Annotated in this window: 18 protein-coding genes; 4 read left to right on the forward strand and 14 right to left on the reverse strand. The window is 56.6% G+C overall.

The window, feature by feature from the left end:
- Positions 1-17: 17 nt before the first annotated feature.
- From V7Q41_RS00495 to V7Q41_RS00525, 7 genes are all read right to left on the reverse strand, one after another.
- Positions 18-1085: a tartrate dehydrogenase gene (locus V7Q41_RS00495; RefSeq protein WP_333841376.1), complete on the reverse strand. Its 1068-nt coding sequence runs from the start codon at positions 1083-1085 to the stop codon at positions 18-20.
- Between the two features lie 107 nt (positions 1086-1192).
- Positions 1193-2197 carry a transketolase family protein gene (locus tag V7Q41_RS00500; protein ID WP_333841379.1) on the reverse strand — a complete coding sequence of 335 codons (1005 nt, stop codon included), beginning with the start codon at positions 2195-2197 and terminating at the stop codon, positions 1193-1195.
- A 16-nt stretch (positions 2198-2213) separates the two neighbouring features.
- Positions 2214-3053 carry a transketolase gene (locus tag V7Q41_RS00505; protein WP_333841381.1) on the reverse strand — a complete coding sequence of 280 codons (840 nt, stop codon included), beginning with the start codon at positions 3051-3053 and terminating at the stop codon, positions 2214-2216.
- Positions 3054-3101: 48 nt separating this feature from the next.
- Entirely contained in the window at positions 3102-4361 is a 1260-nt protein-coding gene (locus V7Q41_RS00510) for a TRAP transporter large permease (RefSeq protein ID WP_333841383.1), read from the reverse strand.
- A gap of 13 nt (positions 4362-4374) precedes the next feature.
- On the reverse strand, positions 4375-4881 hold the full coding sequence (locus V7Q41_RS00515; RefSeq protein WP_333841386.1) for a TRAP transporter small permease: 507 nt from the start codon (positions 4879-4881) through the stop codon (positions 4375-4377).
- A 67-nt stretch (positions 4882-4948) separates the two neighbouring features.
- Positions 4949-5932 (reverse strand): TRAP transporter substrate-binding protein, encoded by a 984-nt coding sequence (locus V7Q41_RS00520; protein ID WP_333841389.1) that lies wholly within the window; start codon positions 5930-5932, stop codon positions 4949-4951.
- A 63-nt stretch (positions 5933-5995) separates the two neighbouring features.
- On the reverse strand, positions 5996-6745 hold the full coding sequence (locus tag V7Q41_RS00525; protein WP_333841392.1) for an SDR family NAD(P)-dependent oxidoreductase: 750 nt from the start codon (positions 6743-6745) through the stop codon (positions 5996-5998).
- Between the two features lie 143 nt (positions 6746-6888).
- On the opposite strand from V7Q41_RS00525, the gene V7Q41_RS00530 reads away from it, so the two are divergent.
- The 3 genes from V7Q41_RS00530 (at position 6889) to V7Q41_RS00540 (ending at position 11366) form a co-directional block, all read left to right on the forward strand.
- Positions 6889-7782 carry a LysR substrate-binding domain-containing protein gene (locus tag V7Q41_RS00530; protein ID WP_333841394.1) on the forward strand — a complete coding sequence of 298 codons (894 nt, stop codon included), beginning with the start codon at positions 6889-6891 and terminating at the stop codon, positions 7780-7782.
- A 68-nt stretch (positions 7783-7850) separates the two neighbouring features.
- Entirely contained in the window at positions 7851-9839 is a 1989-nt protein-coding gene (gene tkt / locus V7Q41_RS00535) for a transketolase (protein ID WP_333841396.1), read from the forward strand.
- A gap of 96 nt (positions 9840-9935) precedes the next feature.
- Positions 9936-11366, forward strand: a complete 1431-nt coding sequence (locus tag V7Q41_RS00540; RefSeq protein WP_333841398.1) for an 8-oxoguanine deaminase — start codon at positions 9936-9938, stop codon at positions 11364-11366.
- Between the two features lie 3 nt (positions 11367-11369).
- Here the strand turns inward: V7Q41_RS00540 and V7Q41_RS00545 are convergent, their stop codons facing one another.
- The gene (locus tag V7Q41_RS00545; RefSeq protein ID WP_333841400.1) at positions 11370-11657 is read right to left on the reverse strand and encodes an addiction module antidote protein; all 288 of its coding nucleotides are present in this window, start codon (positions 11655-11657) and stop codon (positions 11370-11372) included.
- Between the two features lie 245 nt (positions 11658-11902).
- Positions 11903-13069 carry a mandelate racemase/muconate lactonizing enzyme family protein gene (locus tag V7Q41_RS00550; protein ID WP_333841402.1) on the reverse strand — a complete coding sequence of 389 codons (1167 nt, stop codon included), beginning with the start codon at positions 13067-13069 and terminating at the stop codon, positions 11903-11905.
- Positions 13070-13218: 149 nt separating this feature from the next.
- Here V7Q41_RS00550 and V7Q41_RS00555 point away from each other — a divergent pair, with 149 nt between their 5' ends.
- Positions 13219-14109 (forward strand): NAD(P)-dependent oxidoreductase, encoded by an 891-nt coding sequence (locus V7Q41_RS00555; protein WP_333841404.1) that lies wholly within the window; start codon positions 13219-13221, stop codon positions 14107-14109.
- Between the two features lie 85 nt (positions 14110-14194).
- Here V7Q41_RS00555 and V7Q41_RS00560 read toward each other — a convergent pair whose 3' ends face one another.
- The 5 genes from V7Q41_RS00560 to V7Q41_RS00580 all read right to left on the reverse strand — a co-directional run bounded on the left by V7Q41_RS00560 (position 14195) and on the right by V7Q41_RS00580 (position 19030).
- Entirely contained in the window at positions 14195-15190 is a 996-nt protein-coding gene (locus V7Q41_RS00560) for a Bug family tripartite tricarboxylate transporter substrate binding protein (RefSeq protein WP_333841407.1), read from the reverse strand.
- A gap of 97 nt (positions 15191-15287) precedes the next feature.
- Complete coding sequence (gene modC / locus V7Q41_RS00565; protein ID WP_333841409.1) at positions 15288-16364, reverse strand: molybdenum ABC transporter ATP-binding protein; 1077 nt, start codon at positions 16362-16364, stop codon at positions 15288-15290.
- Positions 16361-17053, reverse strand: a complete 693-nt coding sequence (gene modB / locus V7Q41_RS00570; RefSeq protein WP_333841411.1) for a molybdate ABC transporter permease subunit — start codon at positions 17051-17053, stop codon at positions 16361-16363. The genes modC and modB overlap by 4 nt, the downstream gene beginning before the upstream one ends.
- Before the next feature lie 9 nt (positions 17054-17062).
- Positions 17063-17809, reverse strand: a complete 747-nt coding sequence (gene modA, locus V7Q41_RS00575) for a molybdate ABC transporter substrate-binding protein (protein WP_333841414.1) — start codon at positions 17807-17809, stop codon at positions 17063-17065.
- Between the two features lie 9 nt (positions 17810-17818).
- Positions 17819-19030 (reverse strand): urate hydroxylase PuuD, encoded by a 1212-nt coding sequence (locus tag V7Q41_RS00580; RefSeq protein WP_333841416.1) that lies wholly within the window; start codon positions 19028-19030, stop codon positions 17819-17821.
- Positions 19031-19095 lie beyond the last annotated feature (65 nt).

Genomic DNA, 19095 nt, shown 5'->3' on the forward strand with positions numbered 1-19095 from the left:
TTGTCTCCTGTTTGAATTTATGAGGTCATCAAATCGCACACCGCCTGGGTCACTTGCGCGGTGGTGGCTTTGCCACCTAAGTCGCCCGTGTGCAAGGCGGGATTGGCAGTGACTTGCTCGATGGCCTGCATCAGCTTGTGCGCAGCAGCATGCTCGCCCAAATGCTCCAGCAGCATGACACAACTCCAGAAAGTCCCTACAGGGTTTGCCAACCCCTTGCCCATGATGTCAAAGGCCGAGCCGTGGATGGGCTCGAACATACTGGGGTAGCGACGCTCGGGGTCGATGTTGCCGGTGGGCGCAATGCCCAGGCTGCCCGCCAGCGCTGCGGCCAGGTCGCTCAGGATGTCAGCGTGCAAGTTGGTGGCCACGAGGGTGTCGAGTGTGGCGGGTCGGTTGACCATGCGGGCGGTGGCGGCGTCGACCAGTTCCTTGTCCCACTTGACGTCGGGGAACTCTTTGGAGATTTGCACCGCAATCTCGTCCCACATGACCATCGCGTGGCGCTGCGCGTTGGACTTGGTGACCACGGTCAGCAGTTTTCGGGGACGCGACTGGGCCAGCTTGAAGGCATAGCGCATGATGCGCTCCACGCCTGCACGCGTCATCATCGACACATCGGTGGCCACCTCGATCGGGTGACCTTGGTGGGCACGCCCCCCTACGCCAGAGTATTCGCCCTCAGAGTTTTCACGCACGATGACCCAGTCCAAATCCTTGGGGGTGCAGCGCTTGAGCGGCGCGTCAATGCCAGGCAGGATGCGCGTGGGGCGCACGTTGGCGTATTGGTCAAAGCCTTGGCAAATCTTCAGGCGCAGGCCCCACAAGGTGATGTGGTCGGGAATGTGCGGGTCACCGGCCGAGCCAAACAAAATGGCGTCCATGTGGCGCAGCGCATCCAGCCCATCGGCAGGCATCATCTCGCCGTGGGCTCGGTACCAGTCGCCGCCCCAACCAAAACTGGTGAACTCGAATTTGAATGCATGGCTGGCCGCTGCCAAGGCTTGCAGCACGTGTTCGCCTGCAGGGATCACTTCTTTGCCAATGCCGTCTCCGGGGATGCAGGCAATGTTGTAGGTTTTCATGGGCTCTCTTTCAATAAGTTCTGCCCCACTTTAAGCGTTTAAGTCGAGGCGGCAAGCTGACAGAGTTAAAGTGGCGACAGTGGCCAAGCGGCTCATACGAGGATCACTCAAGTCAGCCAGGCCTTCAGAGAAGCTGACACCTTTTCAGCAGAAATTCCATAGCGATCATGCAAGGTGGGCAATGCGCCAGCGTCTAAAAATGCATCGGGCAAACCCAACATGCGGAACTTGGCAGGTGCAGCACCTTCGCGCAACAACAAGCCCGCCACGGCTTCACCCAAACCGCCAATGACAGAGTGGTTCTCAGCTACCACCACCAAACGACCTGGCTTTCGCACCTCGGCCAAGAGGGTGGTCTCATCGAGCGGCTTGATGGTCGGGCAATGCAACACGGCTACGTTGATCTTGTCGGCTTCGAGTTGCTTGGCCACTTCCAGTGTGCGCATGGTCATAAAGCCGCTAGAAATCACCAATACATCGGCTCCATCGCGCAACAGTTTGGCTTTGCCAAGCTCGAACTTGTAGTTGTACTCGTCCAGTACCAACGGCACGTTGCCTCGTAACAAGCGCATGTATACAGGACCGGGGTGTGCGGCAATTTGTGGCACGGCTTGTTCAATGTCCAACGCATCACAAGGGTCCACCAAGGTCATGCCAGGAATCGCGCGCATCATGGCAAGGTCTTCGGTGGCTTGGTGGCTGGGGCCATAACCTGTGGTAAGGCCAGGCAGGGCGCAGCAAATCTTGACATTCAAGTTTTCTTCGGCGATCACTTGATGAATAAAGTCATATGCACGGCGAGTGCCAAAGACGGCATAGGTTGTGGCGAACGGCACCAAGCCAGTTTTGGCCATGCCACCTGCAGCGCCCATGAGCAACTGTTCGGCCATCCCCATTTGGAAAAATCGTTCGGGGTAGGCTTGAGCAAATAAATGCAAATCGGTGTACTTGGCGAGGTCGGCCGTCATGCCCACCACTTCGGGGTGGTTTGCTGCGTATTCCACCAAGGCTTTGCCGAATGGTGCGGCTTTAACGCGCTGGCCTTCAGACGCAATTGAAGCGATCATGGCCGAGGTGGTCAGCCGAGGTTTTTTTTCAGTCAAGGCGTTCATATCTTTTCTGACTTTCTTACGGGCGATTGGCATCAAGCACATCGAGCGCCTGCTGCCACTCGGGTGGATCCACACGGATGAAATGGTTTTTCTCACGGGTCTCTAAGAAAGGCACACCCTTGCCCATCAAGGTGTCGCACAAAATCACGCGAGGCTTGGCATCGAGCAATCCTCGTGCGGTGTCAAACGAACGCAGCACGGCTGGCAGATGGTTGCCATCGACACGCTGTACATGCCAACCAAAAGACGCCCACTTGTCGGCTAAGGGCTCAAAGCCCATGACCTTGGTCGATGGTCCATCAGCTTGTTGGTTGTTGATGTCGACCATGCAAATCAAATTGCCCAAGCCATGATGAGCGGCAGACATGGCAGCCTCCCATGTGGAGCCCTCGTCTAACTCGCCATCTGACATGGAGTTGTAAACAAACGCTGAGCTACCTTGGTGGCGCAACCCCAGCGCCATGCCCACAGCGATGGGCAAGCCTTGTCCAAGTGATCCCCCCGATATTTCCATACCGGGGGTGTACGTGGCCATACCCGACATAGGCAATCGGCTGTCGTCGCTGCCGTAGGTTTCAAGTTCAGACTCAGGGATGATGCCTGCCTCGATCATGGCTGCATAAGCTGCAATGGCGTAGTGGCCATGTGAAAGCAAAAACCGGTCACGCCCTTCCCACTCGGGCTCGTCGGGGCGAAAGTTCATTGCATGGCCATAGGCCACGGCCAGCACATCGGCATAGCCCAGCGCTTGACCGACATAGCCTTGGCCTTGCACTTCGCCCATGCGCAAGGCATAGCGGCGTATGCGGTAGGCGCACTGAGCGATAGAAGACAACTTGTCAGGCGTGGAATTCATTCAGTTCTCCAATCAACACTATGCAATCGACGTTGAATCAAAAATCGTCTATTTGAAGATGGCTTCAGGCACATAAGACACCAGCAACAACACACAGAAAGCAACAAAATAAAAAGGTCCGAGCTCGCGTACGGTCTCACCCACTTTGACCTTTGCCAAAGAACTGGTGATAAACAAAGTGGTGCCTACGGGAGGTGTGTACAAGCCGATGGCCAAGTTCACGGTCATCATGATGCCCAGCTGCGTCAGATCCATGCCGATCGAATTAGCAAGGGGCACAAACACGGGCGTCAATAACAACACGGCAGCAGGTAGGTCAATGAACATGCCACACACCAACATCAGCAGGTTCATCATCAAAATAACGGCCCAAGCACTGGATAAATGGGTCTGGACCCAACCCACCACACCATCCGGCATGCGATCAAATGTGAGCAACCAACCGATGGCAGACGAGGCCATGATGACCAACAGCACCACGCCTGTTGACAAGCCAGCTTCCATAACAGCCTTGTGCAAACGCTTCCAGCCCAAATCACGGTAAACCACGACAGAAACCACGCCGGCATAAAGCGTTGACAACACACTCACCTCGGTAGGCGTGGCAATACCAAAGCGCAAAAAAATCACAATCAATACTGGCAAAACAAGTGCAGGGGCGGCGTACAACAACTGTTGTCCAAAGATGCCCCAGTTGAATTTGCGGGTTTCACGCGGGAAGTTACGCCGACGCCCAACCCACCAACACACAACCATGAAACCACCGCACATGAGCAACCCCGGCATGATGCCCGCCACAAACAAGGCAGCTACCGATGTATTGCTGGATAGGGCAAACAAAATCATCGGTATAGAAGGCGGAATCAAGATGTCGATGGTGGCTGCAGCGGCCAGGGTAGCGGCAGAAAAAGCGGGCGGATAACCCAAGCGCTTTTGCCAAGGAATCAACAATGACCCAATGGCCGAAGCATCAGCCACAGCAGAGCCAGAGACCCCTCCAAAAATGGTTGACGACAACACCCCCACCTGACCAGGGCCACCATGAAAGCGTCCGATCAAGGTGGACAACACGCCAATCAGCGCCTCCCCCAGCTTGCCGCCCATCATGAGAGAGCCTGTCAACATAAAAAATGGAATAGCAATCAAAGGAAAACTTTGCACTTGCCCCACCATTTGCTGCACCAGTAAATCCAGTGGTATTCGGTCAGAAGTTGCAGCAGCTGCCATGGCAGCTAGCAACAAGGCATGCGCGATCGGAATGGCGATCACTGCAGCGCCCAAGAAAACAAGCAATATCAATGCAGTCATGGTTCTATCTTTCTCACCAATGAACCGGTGCTGGTTCAGTCGACATAGACGCATTCGGATCTGCGATCCAAGCCCGCCACGCTGAAATCACTGCCAGCACAGCTAGCAACGCCATGCCCACCATCACGCATGCATAGGTGATCGAACCTGGTATTTGCAAAATAGGGGACTTTTCGTCGTGCACGATGTCCAACATACGCCAAGTAGCCAGCGTCAAAGTGCCATACAAGACGCAGACCACGGCCCACCCCAAGACGCCCCAGAGCCGACGTGCATGGCCCGGCATCTTGTCCATCAAAAAACCCGTGGTGATGTGCGCGCCATGCAGGGCTGCCATCACTACACCCGACATGACGAGCCAAGGAAACAGCAATTCAGGCACTTCGTTGGCCCATTGCAAACTGGCGCCTGTGGCATAACGCAAGATGGTGTTGCTAGCCAAAATGGCAAAAATCACCACCGTGCTTATCCACAGCAACACCTGGCACAAGAGCGAGATGGCCCGTTCAATTAAATTCATGAGGTTCTCCAACCCGCACGCATGGGCGTGCGGGGCTAGGACAAAGAAAGGCTCAACGCCTTTAGGATCAGCGCGCGGCTGCGATCACTTTTTTCAGGAACGGTCCAATGGGTGATGCCAACCATTTGTCATCCACATTGCCAGTCGCCTTGGCAAAAGCAGCTTTGTCGACGGTGTTGATCTGTACGCCCTTGGCCTTGAGTTCAGCGACCAACTTGTCATCACTTTCCTTAGACAGCTTGCGCTGAAGTTGTGTGGCTTCTGCGGCCGCTTCTTGCAACACCTTCTTGTCTGCATCGCTCATGCGATCCCAGGTGCGTTTGCTCATCAACAAGGGGGTCATTTCGTACTTATGGCCTGTCAAGGAAATGAACTTGTTGACCTCATACAACTTGCTAGCGTGAATGTTCATCAAGGGGTTTTCTTGACCATCAACAACGCCTTGTTGTAAGGCAACATACAACTCTGCAAATTTGATCTGCTGCGCTTCAGCGCCTAGTGCTTGCATGATGTCCACCGTCACGGCATCTGGCGGTGTCCGCATTTTCAGACCCTTGAGGTCATCGGGTTTGCTCAACGCACGCTTGCTGTTGCTCATGTGACGAATACCGTTATCCCAGTAACCCAACACCACCAAGCCTTTTTCAGCAGACTTGTCGGAAAGCTCTTTACCCAGTGGGCCGTCTAGCATTTTCCAAACTTGAGCTAAATCAGTGAAGAGAAACGGCATGCCAAAAGCAGCGTACTCAGGCACTGTCGTCGCCACAGCACCTTGCGAGTTTGCGCTGATGTCTAAGGCACCCGTTCGCAAAGCTGTCACCATGGCAGCGTCATCACCCAGTTGCGCAGAAGGCGAAACTTGGATTTCAATTCGCCCCCCAGATTTTGCCTTCGCCACTTCCGCCATCTTCAGCGCTGCCTCGTGACGTGGATTACCTGGTGCTGCACCATGGCCCAGCGTCAATTTGACGGTTTGTGCTTGCGCGAGTGCCGTCGCTGCAAGCACGGCAGTTGCCAGCAACGTGCGACGTAAGGTGTTAAAACTTGTCATACATGTCTCCTTGGGTTTAATAAAGGGGCGGTTTGCCCGGGATAGCACTGGATAAAAATCTGATCAATGGATCAACATACCGCCGTTCACGTCCAACGTGACACCCGTGCAGTATTTGGAAAGGCTGCTGGCCAGGAACACCACGCAACCCGCCACATCGTTTGGTTCACCGATATGGCCAAGAGGTATGCCATCCAAAATGGCTTGTCGTTTGTCTTCAGGAATCTTGCCTTTGTTGATGTCAGTGGCAATCAGCCCTGGCGTCACGCAGTTAACGCGGATGTTGTTGCCACCATATTCGCGCGCCATGGCACGGGCTAGACCTAGCACACCCGCCTTGGCTGCGGAATAGTGAGGACCTCCCAAAATACCGCCGCCGCGCTGCGCAGACACAGATGAAATACACACAATAGAGCCACTGTTTTGCGAGATCATCAAAGGCAAAACCGCTTGCGAGGCGTAGAGCGTGCCGCGCAAGCTCACATCCAAGATGCGGTCGTAGTCCGCACCTGTGATGTCCAAGAACTTCACAGGCTGTGTGATGCCCGCGTTGTTGACCAACACGTCAATGCGGCCAAGCTTGGCTTTGATCTGAGCCACGGCAGCTTCGCAAGACGCTTTGATAGTCACGTCAGCGACCAGACCCAAATGCTCGGCTCCGAGTTGTGCAGCCGCTGCTTGTGGGTGGGTCACCTCCAAATCGAGGATGACCACCTTCGCGCCCTGCTCGGACATCATGCGTGCAGTGGCAAAGCCCAAACCATTTAAACCTGCACCGCCCGTGATGACGGCCACTTTGTCCTTGAGAAGCATGCTTTTCTCCTTTTTTGATTGCATGTTGTTGATCCAGTGGCGTGATTGTTTGGCGGAGTTGTGCTTGAACACAAACGATATAAACTCAGCAACAATTTAATTTCATTCATGTTGCAGCGCAACAATTGAACAATTTTCACGCCATGATCCCTCCTCTTGCTGCTTTGCAAGCTTTTGAAACCATTGCGCGGCGCAAGAGCTTTGCACTGGCTGCCGAAGAGTTGCATCTCACACCCTCGGCGGTGAGTCACCAAGTGGCCAAACTCGAAGGACTCTTGCATGTGCGCTTGTTCGAACGTTCCGCGCGTGGAGTAGAAATGACCCCAGCAGGTCAGCAATACCTGCAACGTGTGGCCAGCGCGTTAGGCGCTATCAACACAGCCACCGAAGACTTGCGCCATGGCGTACAAGACACGTTGTACGTGCACAGCAGCCCCAGCTTTGCCTGCCTTTGGTTGATGCCACGCATCGCCCGCTTCACAGAACTGCACCCCAACATCTCGTTGGTGTTGTCGGCGTCCCATGTTCACTCGGACTTTCAGCTCGGACAAATGGATGTTGACATTCGCTACGGGATGCCGAACTGGCCCAACCTCGAGGTGGAGTCGATCTTCACCGAACGCATCATGCCGCTGGCCAACCCTGAGTTCATCCGCACCCATGCGCTGCACGGACCCGAGGATTTGATGCGCGTGCCCTTGATCCAGTCCAGCGTTAACTTGGTGCAGTGGCCCGACTGGTTTGCACGCTTTTACGCCAGTGAACGTCCCGAACGTATGGGGCTGCGCTTTGACCGCGCCATGATGAGCCTAGACGCCGCCGTCCAAAAACTGGGCGTTGCGCTCGAAAGCACTAGCGTGGGCCAAGCATTGATTGACTCGGGCAAGCTGCAACCCATCTTTGGCGACAAACTCAGCTTGGAGGTGCAAGCGCACTTCATGGTCTACCCCGCTCGTCACACGTCTCGCCCAGAAGTTAAGTGCTTCTTGGAATGGCTTAGAGAAGAATCCTCCCCACCCATTTCCCGCGAGGCTTGAATTAGGTTCATCTGAAGCTGAATATTCATCGCTTGCATTCATGTATTGGCATGCCAAAAATACACAACATGAATGCACATCCGCAACAAGAAATGGCTCACGCCATCCGTTTTCTCTCGATTGACGCCATCGTCAAAGCCCAAGAAGGCCACCAAGGCGTGCCACTGGGTATGGCCGAAATTGCCACTGCGCTCTACACCCGCCACCTGAAATACAACCCGCAGGACGCGGGCTGGTTTGACCGTGACCGCGTGGTGCTGTCAAACGGACACGGCTCCATGCTGCTGTATTCACTGTTGCATCTGACGGGCTACCCCGCATTTACGTTGGATGAAATCAAACGTTTTCGCGTGTTGGGTTCGGTATGTGAAGGCCATCCCGAGCGAGCACACGATGCTCACAATGGCATTGAAGTGACGACAGGCCCGTTGGGCCAAGGCATCGCTAATGCTTTTGGCATGGCCGTGGCCGAGGCCTTTTTGAATGCTCGATTTGGCAGCGATGTTGTCAACCACTTCACCTACGCCTTTGTGGGCGACGGTTGCCTGCAAGAAGGCGTAGGTCAAGAAATGATATCGCTGGCCGGCCATCTGCAATTGGGCAAGCTCGTGCTGTTGTGGGACGACAACCAAATCACTGATGACGGCAGCACTGAGCTCTCCATCACCGAAAACGTGGCCGAGCGTTTTCGTGTGGCGGGTTGGCATGTGATTGAACTCGACGGCCACGACATGGAAGCCGTCAGTGCCGCACTCGATGCTGCAAGGCTTGACCCGCGCCCCTCGATGCTGGCATGTCGCACCGTGATTGCCAAAGGTATTGCGCGGTTGCAAGGCCAACGCGGCGGCCACAGTGCACGCTTGTTTGAAGAAGACGCCCAAGCCGCACGCGAACTGCTAGGTTGGAGGCATGGCCCCTTTCATATTCCAGCCGATGTGCAACAAGCTTGGCACACCGCGGGCCAACGCAGTGCAGCGCAATACCAAGCGTGGCAAGCCTGCGTTGCGGCCCTGCCGGTCGCGCAACGCGCTGAGTTTGAACGCGTGATGCGCGGTGAGCTACCTGCGCACTGGAAACAGGTGCTAATGGACTACAAACACAAAGCCCTACTCACGCCACCTGGACCGAGCGGCATCTTTATCTCAGCCGAAATCAACGACCTGCTCACCCCCCTACTGCCCGAACGCATGGTGGCTTGCGCCGACCTAGAAGCCCCCACCAGTCACAAGCGCGGCCTGACTGCGTTCAATGCGCAAGACCGTTTAGGCGCTTATGTGCACTGCGGTGTACGTGAACATGTGATGGGTTCGATGGCCAATGGCATGGCCGCTCATGGTGGCGTGATTGCGCTGACAGTCACTTATCTCGCATTTGCCGACTACCAAAGACCCGCCATGCGCATGGCTGCACTCATGGGATTACCCGTGAAGTTTGTATTCAGCCACGACTCGATTGGCATTGGCCGCAATGGTCCCACGCACCAACCCGTCGAAATCATGGCCTCATTACGTGCCATGCCCAATATGTGGGTCATGCGACCAGCTGATGCGGTGGAGGCGGCAGAGTGTTGGGAGCTGGCATTGGCTCACCAAGACGGTCCCGTCAGCATGGTGTTTGCACGCCAGTCTTTGCCCTTGGTTCGTCACACACACACCTCAGACAACCTCGCGCGTCGCGGTGCTTACGTGTTGCACGAAGCCGACTGCGGTCCTCGCCAAGTCACGCTATTGGCCACTGGCTCAGAAGTGTTGCTGGCGGTGCAAGCCCGTGAACAACTCGAAGCTGTAGGTGTTGGTGCGGCTGTGGTGTCCATGCCTTGCTGGGAATTGTTCAACGCACAAGATGCGGCTTATCGGCAAAGCGTGTTGGGCACAAACGTGCGCGTGGGCATCGAGGCGGCCGTTCGCCAGGGCTGGGATGCCTACCTTGGCATCGACGGTGGCTTTGTAGGTATGACAGGATTTGGGGCCTCTGGTCCTGCCGATGAGCTGTATAAACTTTTCAACATCACGCCCGAAGCGATGGTGGCTCAGGCCAAGCGTCTGCTTAAAATCTAAATCACTGCAAAAGCCCGGGATGCGCGGCAACGTGGTGCTCGCCCAATCCAAGGGGACTCGGCCACGACTTGTTTCATTGCTAATCAGGACAAGTCCATGACCACCTTGCTGATCCACCGCGCCCGCTGCATCGCCACCCAAGACGATGCCCAGACCGAACTCCAAGGCGCCTCGCTCTTGATCCGCGACGGCCGCATCGAGCGCATCATCCCGGCCACCGACAACACCGACGAACTGCTCCAGCAAGTGGATGAGGTGATCGACGCCCGCCACCATGTGGTGGTGCCCGGCCTGATCAACACACACCACCATATGTATCAGTCGCTCACCCGGGCGATCCCGGGCGTGCAAAACGCCGAGCTGTTCAGTTGGTTGCAAGGCCTGTACCCGATCTGGGTGGGCCTCACGCCCGAGATGGTGCGCGTCTCATCGCAAGTGGCCATGGCCGAACTGCTGCAAAGCGGCTGTACCACCAGCAGCGACCACCTCTACATCTACCCCAATGGCGTGCGGCTGGACGACAGCATCGAAGCCGCGCACACCATCGGCATGCGCTTCACCGCCACACGCGGCAGCATGAGCGTGGGCGAGAGCCAAGGCGGTCTGCCGCCCGACCGCGTGGTCGAAAAAGAGCCCGCCATCTTGAAAGAAACCCAACGCCTGATCGAGACTTGGCACGACGCGAGCTTTGGGTCGATGACGCATGTGGCCGTGGCGCCCTGCTCGCCCTTTAGCGTGAGCCAAGACCTGATGCGCGAATCTGCCAAATTGGCCCGCGCCCACGGCGTGCGATTGCACACGCACTTGGCAGAGAACGACCACGACGTGGCCTACACCCGCGAGAAGTTCAACTGCACCCCCGCGCAATACGCCGAGGACCTCGGCTGGGTGGGCCACGACGTGTGGCACGCCCACGGCGTGAAGCTCGACGAAGAAGGCACCTACCTGTTTGCCCGCACCCGCACCGGCATTGCCCACTGCCCCTGCAGCAATATGCGATTGGCCAGCGGCATCTTGCCCCTGCGCAAAATGCTGGACGCCGGCGTGCCGATTGGTTTGGGCGTAGACGGCAGCGCCAGCAACGACGCGGCACACATGCTCAACGAAGCCCGCCAAGCCATGCTGCTGGCGCGGGTCAGGCGAGCGATGGAGCCACCGCGCGTCGAAGACGGGCGTACAACATTTGGCTGTGACCACGGTCCATCCGAGATGACCCCGCGCGACGCCCTGCGCCTGGCCACCCGTGGCGGCGCCGAAGTGCTGGGACGCGCGCACGAGCTGGGGCAAATCCAAATTGGCTTTTGCGCCGACATCGCAATGTTTCGCACCGACACCCTGGGCATGGCCGGCGGCGCGGTGCACGACCCGGTGGGCGCGCTCTTGTTGTGCGCCAGCGACAAGGCCGACTACACGATCGTGAATGGACGCGTGGTGGTGCGCCAGGGCGAGATCACCACGGTGGACATGGGGCCGCTGATCGAGCGGCACAACCAGCTGGCGATGCAGCTGGCCTTGGGGGCGAAGTAAAGACTAATGAGCCTGCGGATAGGCGTGCATTTCAACGCCTAATTCCCTTAACACCTTCAATACCGTATCAAACCGTGGCTTAGCCCCAACGGCAAAAGCTTTGTAAAGGCTTTCACGCCCCAAGCCCGTATCACGCGCAATCTGCGCCATGCCTCTCGCTTTCGCCACATCGCCAATCGCGCTAAGCAATAAATCGGCATCGCCGCTAGCCAGCGCTTGGTTCAAAAACTCGGCAATCATTTCCTCGCTATCGAGGTAGCTGGCTGCGTCGAATTCTGTTGTCTTACCCATGCATTTGCTCCTTGACCCATTGTTGAGCGCGAACGATGTCTCGCTGCTGCGTTGATTTGTCGCCCCCTGCAAGCAACAAAATAATCTGATAGTGAACTGTGAAAAGCTTTACAAACCTCATGAATCGTTCACAGCAACCATGGCGATGGGCAGTATCGAAGGCGTGCAAGCCTCACCCAAAGTGGCCATTGAAGCCTTGGTCACACTTCGGCCAGTGAACCGCCTGCGCGGTACAGGCGCATTTTTTATTTAGACAAATCCTGCATCACCTTGAACAAATCAGACTTGCCTTCAAAGCCAATGCCCGGCAGGTCTGGCATGGTGATGAAACTGTTCTCCACTTTCACGCCATCTGGGAAACCGCCGAAGGGTTGGAACAAATCGGGATAACTTTCATTGCCGCCCAACCCCAAGCCCGCCGCAATGTTCAAAGACATTTGGTGTCCGCCGTGCGGGATGCAGCGACTGGCTGACCAACCGTGCTCTTTGAGCATGTCTAATGTGCGCAGGTACTCCACCAATCCGTAGCTCAGCGCGCAGTCAAACTGCAACCAATCGCGGTCGGGGCGCATGCCGCCATAGCGAATCAGGTTGCGGGCATCTTGCATGGAGAACAAGTTTTCACCGGTCGCCATGGGGTTTTTGTAGTAGCCGCGCAGGGTTTGTTGCAGCTCATAGTCAAGCGGGTCACCCGCCTCTTCGTACCAAAACAAATCGTAGTGCGACAAGGCTTTGGCATAGGCCACGGCGGTGTCACGGTCAAAGCGCCCGTTGGCATCCACACACAGCTTTTGGCCGTCTTGCAGCACGCTCAAGACCGAGTCGATGCGGCGCAAGTCTTCGTCCAAGGAATCGCCCCCAATTTTTTGCTTGACCACCGAATAGCCACGGTCGATGTAGCTGCGCATTTCGTCTTTGAGCTTTTCGTGGTCTTGACCGGGGTAGTAATAACCCCCTGCTGCATACACAAACACGCGGCGATTGGCTTGACCATTGCCATAGCGATCGGCCAGCAACTGAAACAGCGGTTTGCCCTCAATCTTGGCCACCGCATCCCACACCGCCATGTCGATGGTGCCCATGGCCACAGAGCGTTCGCCGTGGCCACCGGGCTTTTCGTTGGTGAACATCGTGGTCCAAATTTTGTGGGCATCAAAGTTATGCCCCGAGTCGTCCAGCAAGGTGTCGGCTTGGGCTTGCAGAATGCGCGGAATGAATCGCTCACGCATCAACATGCCTTGCCCGTAGCGACCGTTGGAGTTAAAGCCATAGCCCACCACAGGCTTGCCATCGCGCACCACATCGGTGATGACTGCAACCAGGCTCAACGTCATTTTGCTGAAGTCGATGTAGGCATTGCGAATCGGTGAGCTGATTGGCAGGGTGACTTCTCGGATTTCTACGATCTTCATTTTTTATTCCTCAAACATTCAAAGTTGTCAGGAAAGGAATGCTAAGGTAATTTTTCTTGCCTAACGCCCAGGTGTGAATGGAGGTGACAGCACGTGTGGTTGAGTTCACGCAAAATCTGATGTATCTATTTTCATAACAGGAGACAAACATGCAAATTGGTATCGCAGGCATTGGCAAGATGGGCGCAGCTGTTGGCGCTCGACTGTTGTCGACGGGGCATTCCCTCATCGTGTGGAACCGCAGTGCAGCGCGCGCTCAACCTCTGCTGGATGCAGGCGCGACATGGGCGGACTCGCCCAAAGCATTGGCCGAGTCGGTGGATGTGGTCATCACCTTGTTGACCAACGAGGCCGCGATTGATGAGGTGTATGGCTCTGCTTCAGGCTTGCTGGCGGGCCATGTAGAGAGCAAGATGTTCATCGACATGAGCACCGTTCGACCTGCCAAACCGCAAGAGTTGGCTCAGCGCGCACAAGCGGTGAAGGCTCGCTTTTTAGAGTGTCCCGTAGGCGGCAGCGTGGGCCCGGCCAAAGAGGGCAAGTTGCTGGGCTTTGTGGGGGGTGATGCGCAAGACTTGCTCCAAGTCAAAGCTTTGCTGGATGTGATGTGTCGCCGTGTGGAGCATGTGGGCCCGCATGGTGCAGGCGCCACGATGAAGCTGGCTATCAATTTGCCGTTGATGGTGTATTGGCAAACCTTGGGCGAGGCCCTGTCTTTGGTTGAACCCTTGGGCCTAGACCCCAAGCGGGTGATTGATATTTTTTCGGACACCTCGGGTGGACCGAATATGTTGAAGGTGCGCGGCAGCATGATTGCCCAAACGCTGAGCCAACACAAAAGCGATCAGGTCACGGTCAATGTGTCAACGATGCGCAAAGACATGCAAGCCATGCTCGACCAAGGCCATGCCACGCACAAGCAGTTGCCCCTCACCGCCCTGGCGTTGCAGCAGTTTGAGTCAGCGGCGCACAGCGGGCTGGACGACCGAGATTGCACTGAACTTTTGGTGTGGTGGTTGTCGCAAGGCAACCGCGCTTAATGTTGGCCAGTGGTGGCCAGCGGTGCCCAGCGGCTGCCTGCGTCAGCTGACGGCCGCTGGCACTGACAGCGCCCTGTAGGCCTCGTTATTCGAGGCGCATTTCTCGAATGATGGCGCGGAATTGATCCATCTGACGACGCAACATCGCGTCTTGCTCGGCAGGGGTTGAGCCCACGCCTTCCGCGCCTAAGTCGTTCAGGCGTTTGACCACATCGGGGTGACGCACCGCAGCAATGACTTCTTTGTTCAAGCGGTCAATGATGTCCTTGGGTGTTTTGGCAGGGGCAAACACGCCGTTCCAGCCTTCGAGCTCCAAATTTGGATAACCCAATTCCTTGACCGTTGGCACATCGGGCAGACCAGGGATGCGCTTAGAAGCGGTGGTGGCCAAGGCCTTCAAGGTGCCCGCTTTGATTTCGGCCAAAGAGGATGACAACTGATCGCCGCCGACTTGCAGTCGGCCCGCCAGCATTTCTTGCTTGAGCGGTGCAGCGCCTTTGAATGGGATGTGTGCGATGTCAACCTTGGCTTCTTTTTTAAACGCCTCGCCCAGCACATGCATGGTGGAGCCTGGGCCGGTGGAGCCGTAGTTGTATTGCAACGAGGGGTTGGCGCGCAACAGCGCAGCCAACTCTTTGAGGTCTTTGGCAGGCACGCTGGGGCTGGCGGTCCATACAAAGGGCACATACACCGCAATGGACACACCCGCAAAGTCGGTATCGACGTTAAACGGCGAGCGGTTGGCCAGCGTTTGCGCCACAGAGGCCAGTGGGAACGACAGGTTGTGCATCATGATGGTGTAGCCATCGGGGGCCGATTTGGCCATCAGGTCTGCACCAATCGCGCCACCCGCTCCGCCGCGGTTGTCAACTGTGACGGGCTGCCCCATGGACTCGCTCATGCGCTGGGCCACCAGACGGGCCACGATGTCGGTGGTGCCTCCTGCTGCAAAGGGCACGATCATCTTGATGGGTTTGTTGGGATAGGCCTGAGCCATGGCGAGTGGATGAAGCGCCAGGGCGAAAAGTCCCAGCAGGGCTGCGGCGCATGTCTGTCGCCATTGTGCAAAAAATGAACGCATGATGTCTCCTTGTGTGATCGCCCTCTGTTGGCTGAAGTGGGGCTGAAACACTATCGCACAAGGCCTAAGATCACACGCATCACCAAAGTGACAAGCCTTATTTCACCAGCGCCACCGACTTGACCTGCGCCCATACGGGCATGCCCACCTGAAGCCCCAGCGCATGCGTCCCGCGCGCAGTCAGTCGTGCCAACAGCAAAGTTTCGCCACAACGCAAGCGCAGCAAGGTTTGTGAGGGGTGGGCCTCGGGGCTGATGTGTTCCACCACGCAGGGCACGTGGTTTTGAATGCTGGTGTGTGTGGCTTCGCTCAGCGTCACGCTGACGTCGCGAGCCAGCACGCGCAGGCGCACGGTTTGACCGAGCGCTAAGCCGCTGTCGCGCACCCAGAGCGCGCCACCGGCAAAGCCCACGAGAGCCAAATGCCATGGGGCATCGATGCTCAGCACCTTGCCCGTGAGCAATGCCCCAGCATCTTCACCCAACACCACGGGCAAATTGGCTTGGGTCAGCACTTGGGCCACAGGACCGTTGGCTTGAATCCGACCTGCATTCATCACCATCAGCGTGTCGGCCAAGCGCGCCACTTCGTCAACGGCATGGGTCACGTAGAGCATGGGAATGTTCAAGTCATCACGCAGTTTTTCGAGCCACGGCAACACTTCTTGCCGACGGGCATGGTCCAACGCGGCCAAGGGTTCGTCCAGCAACAACAAGCGTGGCTGCGTGACCAAGGCACGGGCAATGGCCACGCGTTGGCGCTCGCCCCCCGACAGCTCGTGGCTGCGGCGCTTGAGCAAGTGCTCAATACCCAGCAACGCGGTGGCTTGCTTGAGCACGGTGCGGCTGATAGGGTGATGGCTTCGTTGCAAGCCATAGGCCAAGTTGCCCGCCACATTGAGGTGTGCCAACAAAGATGCCTCTTGAAACACAAAGCCCAAGGCGCGTTGGTGGGTGGGCAGACGCACCTGATGTTGATCGTCTTGCCACACCTCGTGGCCTAGCTGAACCACACCCTGCGCTGACGGCTCTAGACCCGCCACGCAGCGCAGCAAGGTGGTTTTGCCGCAACCCGAGGGGCCATAAATAACGGTGATGCCATGCGCTGGCAACTGCACATCCACCGACAAATCAAAGTCGGCACGGGCAAGTTCTAGCTGCAAATGGATGGTCATGCGCTTGCTTTTGCACCACGCTTGGTGCGACGGTTGAACCACGACAGCCCCAACAACACCAAAAACGAGAACGCCAACATCACACCCGCCAAGCCATGTGCTTGGCTGTATTGCATGGCCTCCACATGGCCGTAAATTTGAGTGGATACCACGCGCGTTTGGTCGGGAATATTGCCGCCAATCATCAACACCACGCCAAATTCGCCCACGGTATGGGCAAAACTCAGCATGGCAGCCATGACAAAGCCGGGCTTGGCCAAGGGCAGCGCCACAGTGAAGAAAGCATCCCATGGACTGGCACGCAAGGTGGCGGCCACTTCCATGGGGCGCGGCCCCATCGCTTCAAACGCATTGACCAAGGGCTGTACGGCAAATGGCAACGAGTACACGATTGAGCCCAACACCAAGCCCCAAAAGCTAAAGGCCAAGCTAGCCCCACCCGCCCACTGCGTGAGCTGACCAATTGGACCATGGGGCCCCAAGGCAATGAGCAAATAAAAACCCAACACCGTGGGCGGCAACACCAAAGGCAGTGCAACAAGCGACGCCACAGGCGCACGCCAAACCGAGTGTGTGTGCGCCAACCACCACGCCACGGGCGTGGCAAGCAACAGCAGCAACACGGTGGTGATGCTGGCGAGTTGCAGCGTCAGCGAGATGGCTTGGAAATCTTCAGCGCTTAAATTCATGGTCACACTCTACAGGGCATAACCGTATTGCCGCATCAAGGTGGTGGCCTTGTCGCCTTGCAGGTATTTCAGCAGCGCGATGGCGGCTGGGTTGTCTTTGCCCGCATTGAGTAACACCGCATCTTGCTTCAAAGGCGTGTGCATGCTGGGCGGCACCACCCAGGCCGAGCCTTGAGTGATGCGGCCATCCAGCGAAATTTGGGACAAGGCCACAAAACCGAGCTGCGCATTTTCTGTGCTGACGAACTGGTAAGTTTGGCCAATGCTTTCACCTTGCACCAGCTTGGGTATGACCTTGGCTTGCACACCTAAGTGCTGGATCACTTGCATCGCCGCGGCACCGTAGGGGGCGAGTTTGGGGTCGGCAATGGCCAGCTTGTTGAAGCCGCTGCCACGCAGCACATCACCTTTGTCATCCACCAAGTTGGCGTTTTTGCTCCACAACGCCAAGCGCCCTGTGGCGTAGGTGAAGCGTGTGCCACGGACAGTCAAACCTTCTTTTTCTAAGCGTTCGGGCGTTGCTTCATCCGCGGCCAGCAGCACGGCAAACGGTGCGCCATTTTTGATTTGTGCATAGAACTTGCCCGTTGCACCAAATGCCAACTGGGCGCGGTGGCCCGTGTCTTGTTCAAATGCTTGAGCGATTTTTTGCATGGGCGCGATGAAGTTAGCGGCTACAGCCACCGTGACTTCACCGGCTTGAGCGGTAGAAAAAAACAAGGTGCTGGCGATTGCCAGCATCAGTCGAAACTTCATAGGCGCTGATTATCTCAGCGCAGCGCCTGCCTCGTACCACTGCTTGATCACCGCACGTTCAGCCTCGGTGATACCCGTGGCGTTGTTCATGGGCATTTGTTGGGTCACCACCACCTGCTGGTAAATGCCCAAAGCGTGTTGCTGGATGCCCTCGGCTGAGTCCATGCGCACGTTCTTCATCTGCACTTGTGCGCCGTGGCAGCTGTTGCAGCGCTGCTCAAAGATGGCATTGACTTCAGCAAAAGTCACAGGTGTTGTGCTTGGGGCCACTGCGGCAGAAGGTGCAGGACGCATCCACACAATCACACTCAGCAGCACCACCACACCCGCAATGGCAAATGGCAACGGGTTTTTGGCACGGCCTAAGTGATAGCCGTGGCGCTGTACAAAGAATTGGCGAATCAAGGCACCCGCCAGCATCATCATCACCAAGATGATCCAGTTGTTTTTGTGGGTATAAAGGAAGCTGTAGTGGTTGCTGAGCATCGCAAAGATGACCGGCAGCGTGAAGTAGGTGTTGTGCACGCTACGCTGCTTGCCGCGCTTGCCGTGCGTGGCCAGTTCTTTGGGGTCCAGCGCGACGCCAGATGTCATAGCCGCGACCACTTTGCGTTGGCCAGGAATGATCCAAAAAAACACATTGGCACTCATGGCCGTGGCGATCATCGCCCCGACCAAAAGAAAGGCAGCGCGGCCAGCAAACAACTGACATGACAACCAAGACGCAAACGCCACCACCACAATCATGCTCAGGGCCACCCAACGCTCTGCGTGTTGACGAAAGCCAAACACGCGACACACCACGTCATAAATCAACCAAAACAACACCAAGAAGCTCAGTGCGGCCGTGATGGCGGCGGCTGGCGACCAGTCCATCAGCGATTTGTCAATCAAAAACGTGCCCGCGTTCCACAGGTACAGCACAGTGAACAAGCCAAAGCCCGTGAGCCAGGTTGAATAGCTTTCCCAATAAAACCAGTGCAACTTGGTGTGAATTTTCTTTGGCGCCACCATGTACTTTTGCGGGTTGTAAAAACCGCCGCCATGCACGGCCCACATGGCCCCATCCACACCTTTTTCCAGCAAGTCGGGTGAGTTGGGTTTGATGAGGTTGTTGTCTAAAAAGACAAAATAAAACGAAGAGCCAATCCACGCGATGGCAGTAATGATGTGCACCCAACGCAGCAGCAGGTTGGCCCAGTCTAAAAAATAGGTATCCATGTCAAAACCTCAGTCACTTGGAACAAAGTTGCCTTCACCACTGCGGGCGCTGTGAATGGCATGAG

Source organism: Limnohabitans sp. (genome assembly GCF_036804465.1).
In the GTDB taxonomy this organism is placed as follows: Bacteria; Pseudomonadota; Gammaproteobacteria; order Burkholderiales; family Burkholderiaceae_C; genus Limnohabitans.

Coding starts and splice junctions, on each gene's coding strand:
- V7Q41_RS00530 (WP_333841394.1), top strand. CDS start 6,889: ATGATCCCTCCTCTTGCTGCTTTGCAAGCTTTTGAAACCATTGCGCGG.
- tkt (WP_333841396.1), top strand. CDS start 7,851: ATGAATGCACATCCGCAACAAGAAATGGCTCACGCCATCCGTTTTCTC.
- V7Q41_RS00515 (WP_333841386.1), bottom strand. CDS start 4,881: ATGAATTTAATTGAACGGGCCATCTCGCTCTTGTGCCAGGTGTTGCTG.
- V7Q41_RS00580 (WP_333841416.1), bottom strand. CDS start 19,030: ATGGATACCTATTTTTTAGACTGGGCCAACCTGCTGCTGCGTTGGGTG.
- V7Q41_RS00500 (WP_333841379.1), bottom strand. CDS start 2,197: ATGAACGCCTTGACTGAAAAAAAACCTCGGCTGACCACCTCGGCCATG.
- modB (WP_333841411.1), bottom strand. CDS start 17,053: ATGAATTTAAGCGCTGAAGATTTCCAAGCCATCTCGCTGACGCTGCAA.
- V7Q41_RS00550 (WP_333841402.1), bottom strand. CDS start 13,069: ATGAAGATCGTAGAAATCCGAGAAGTCACCCTGCCAATCAGCTCACCG.
- V7Q41_RS00505 (WP_333841381.1), bottom strand. CDS start 3,053: ATGAATTCCACGCCTGACAAGTTGTCTTCTATCGCTCAGTGCGCCTAC.
- V7Q41_RS00555 (WP_333841404.1), top strand. CDS start 13,219: ATGCAAATTGGTATCGCAGGCATTGGCAAGATGGGCGCAGCTGTTGGC.
- V7Q41_RS00510 (WP_333841383.1), bottom strand. CDS start 4,361: ATGACTGCATTGATATTGCTTGTTTTCTTGGGCGCTGCAGTGATCGCC.
- V7Q41_RS00525 (WP_333841392.1), bottom strand. CDS start 6,745: ATGCTTCTCAAGGACAAAGTGGCCGTCATCACGGGCGGTGCAGGTTTA.
- V7Q41_RS00495 (WP_333841376.1), bottom strand. CDS start 1,085: ATGAAAACCTACAACATTGCCTGCATCCCCGGAGACGGCATTGGCAAA.
- V7Q41_RS00560 (WP_333841407.1), bottom strand. CDS start 15,190: ATGCGTTCATTTTTTGCACAATGGCGACAGACATGCGCCGCAGCCCTG.
- modA (WP_333841414.1), bottom strand. CDS start 17,809: ATGAAGTTTCGACTGATGCTGGCAATCGCCAGCACCTTGTTTTTTTCT.
- modC (WP_333841409.1), bottom strand. CDS start 16,364: ATGACCATCCATTTGCAGCTAGAACTTGCCCGTGCCGACTTTGATTTG.
- V7Q41_RS00545 (WP_333841400.1), bottom strand. CDS start 11,657: ATGGGTAAGACAACAGAATTCGACGCAGCCAGCTACCTCGATAGCGAG.
- V7Q41_RS00540 (WP_333841398.1), top strand. CDS start 9,936: ATGACCACCTTGCTGATCCACCGCGCCCGCTGCATCGCCACCCAAGAC.
- V7Q41_RS00520 (WP_333841389.1), bottom strand. CDS start 5,932: ATGACAAGTTTTAACACCTTACGTCGCACGTTGCTGGCAACTGCCGTG.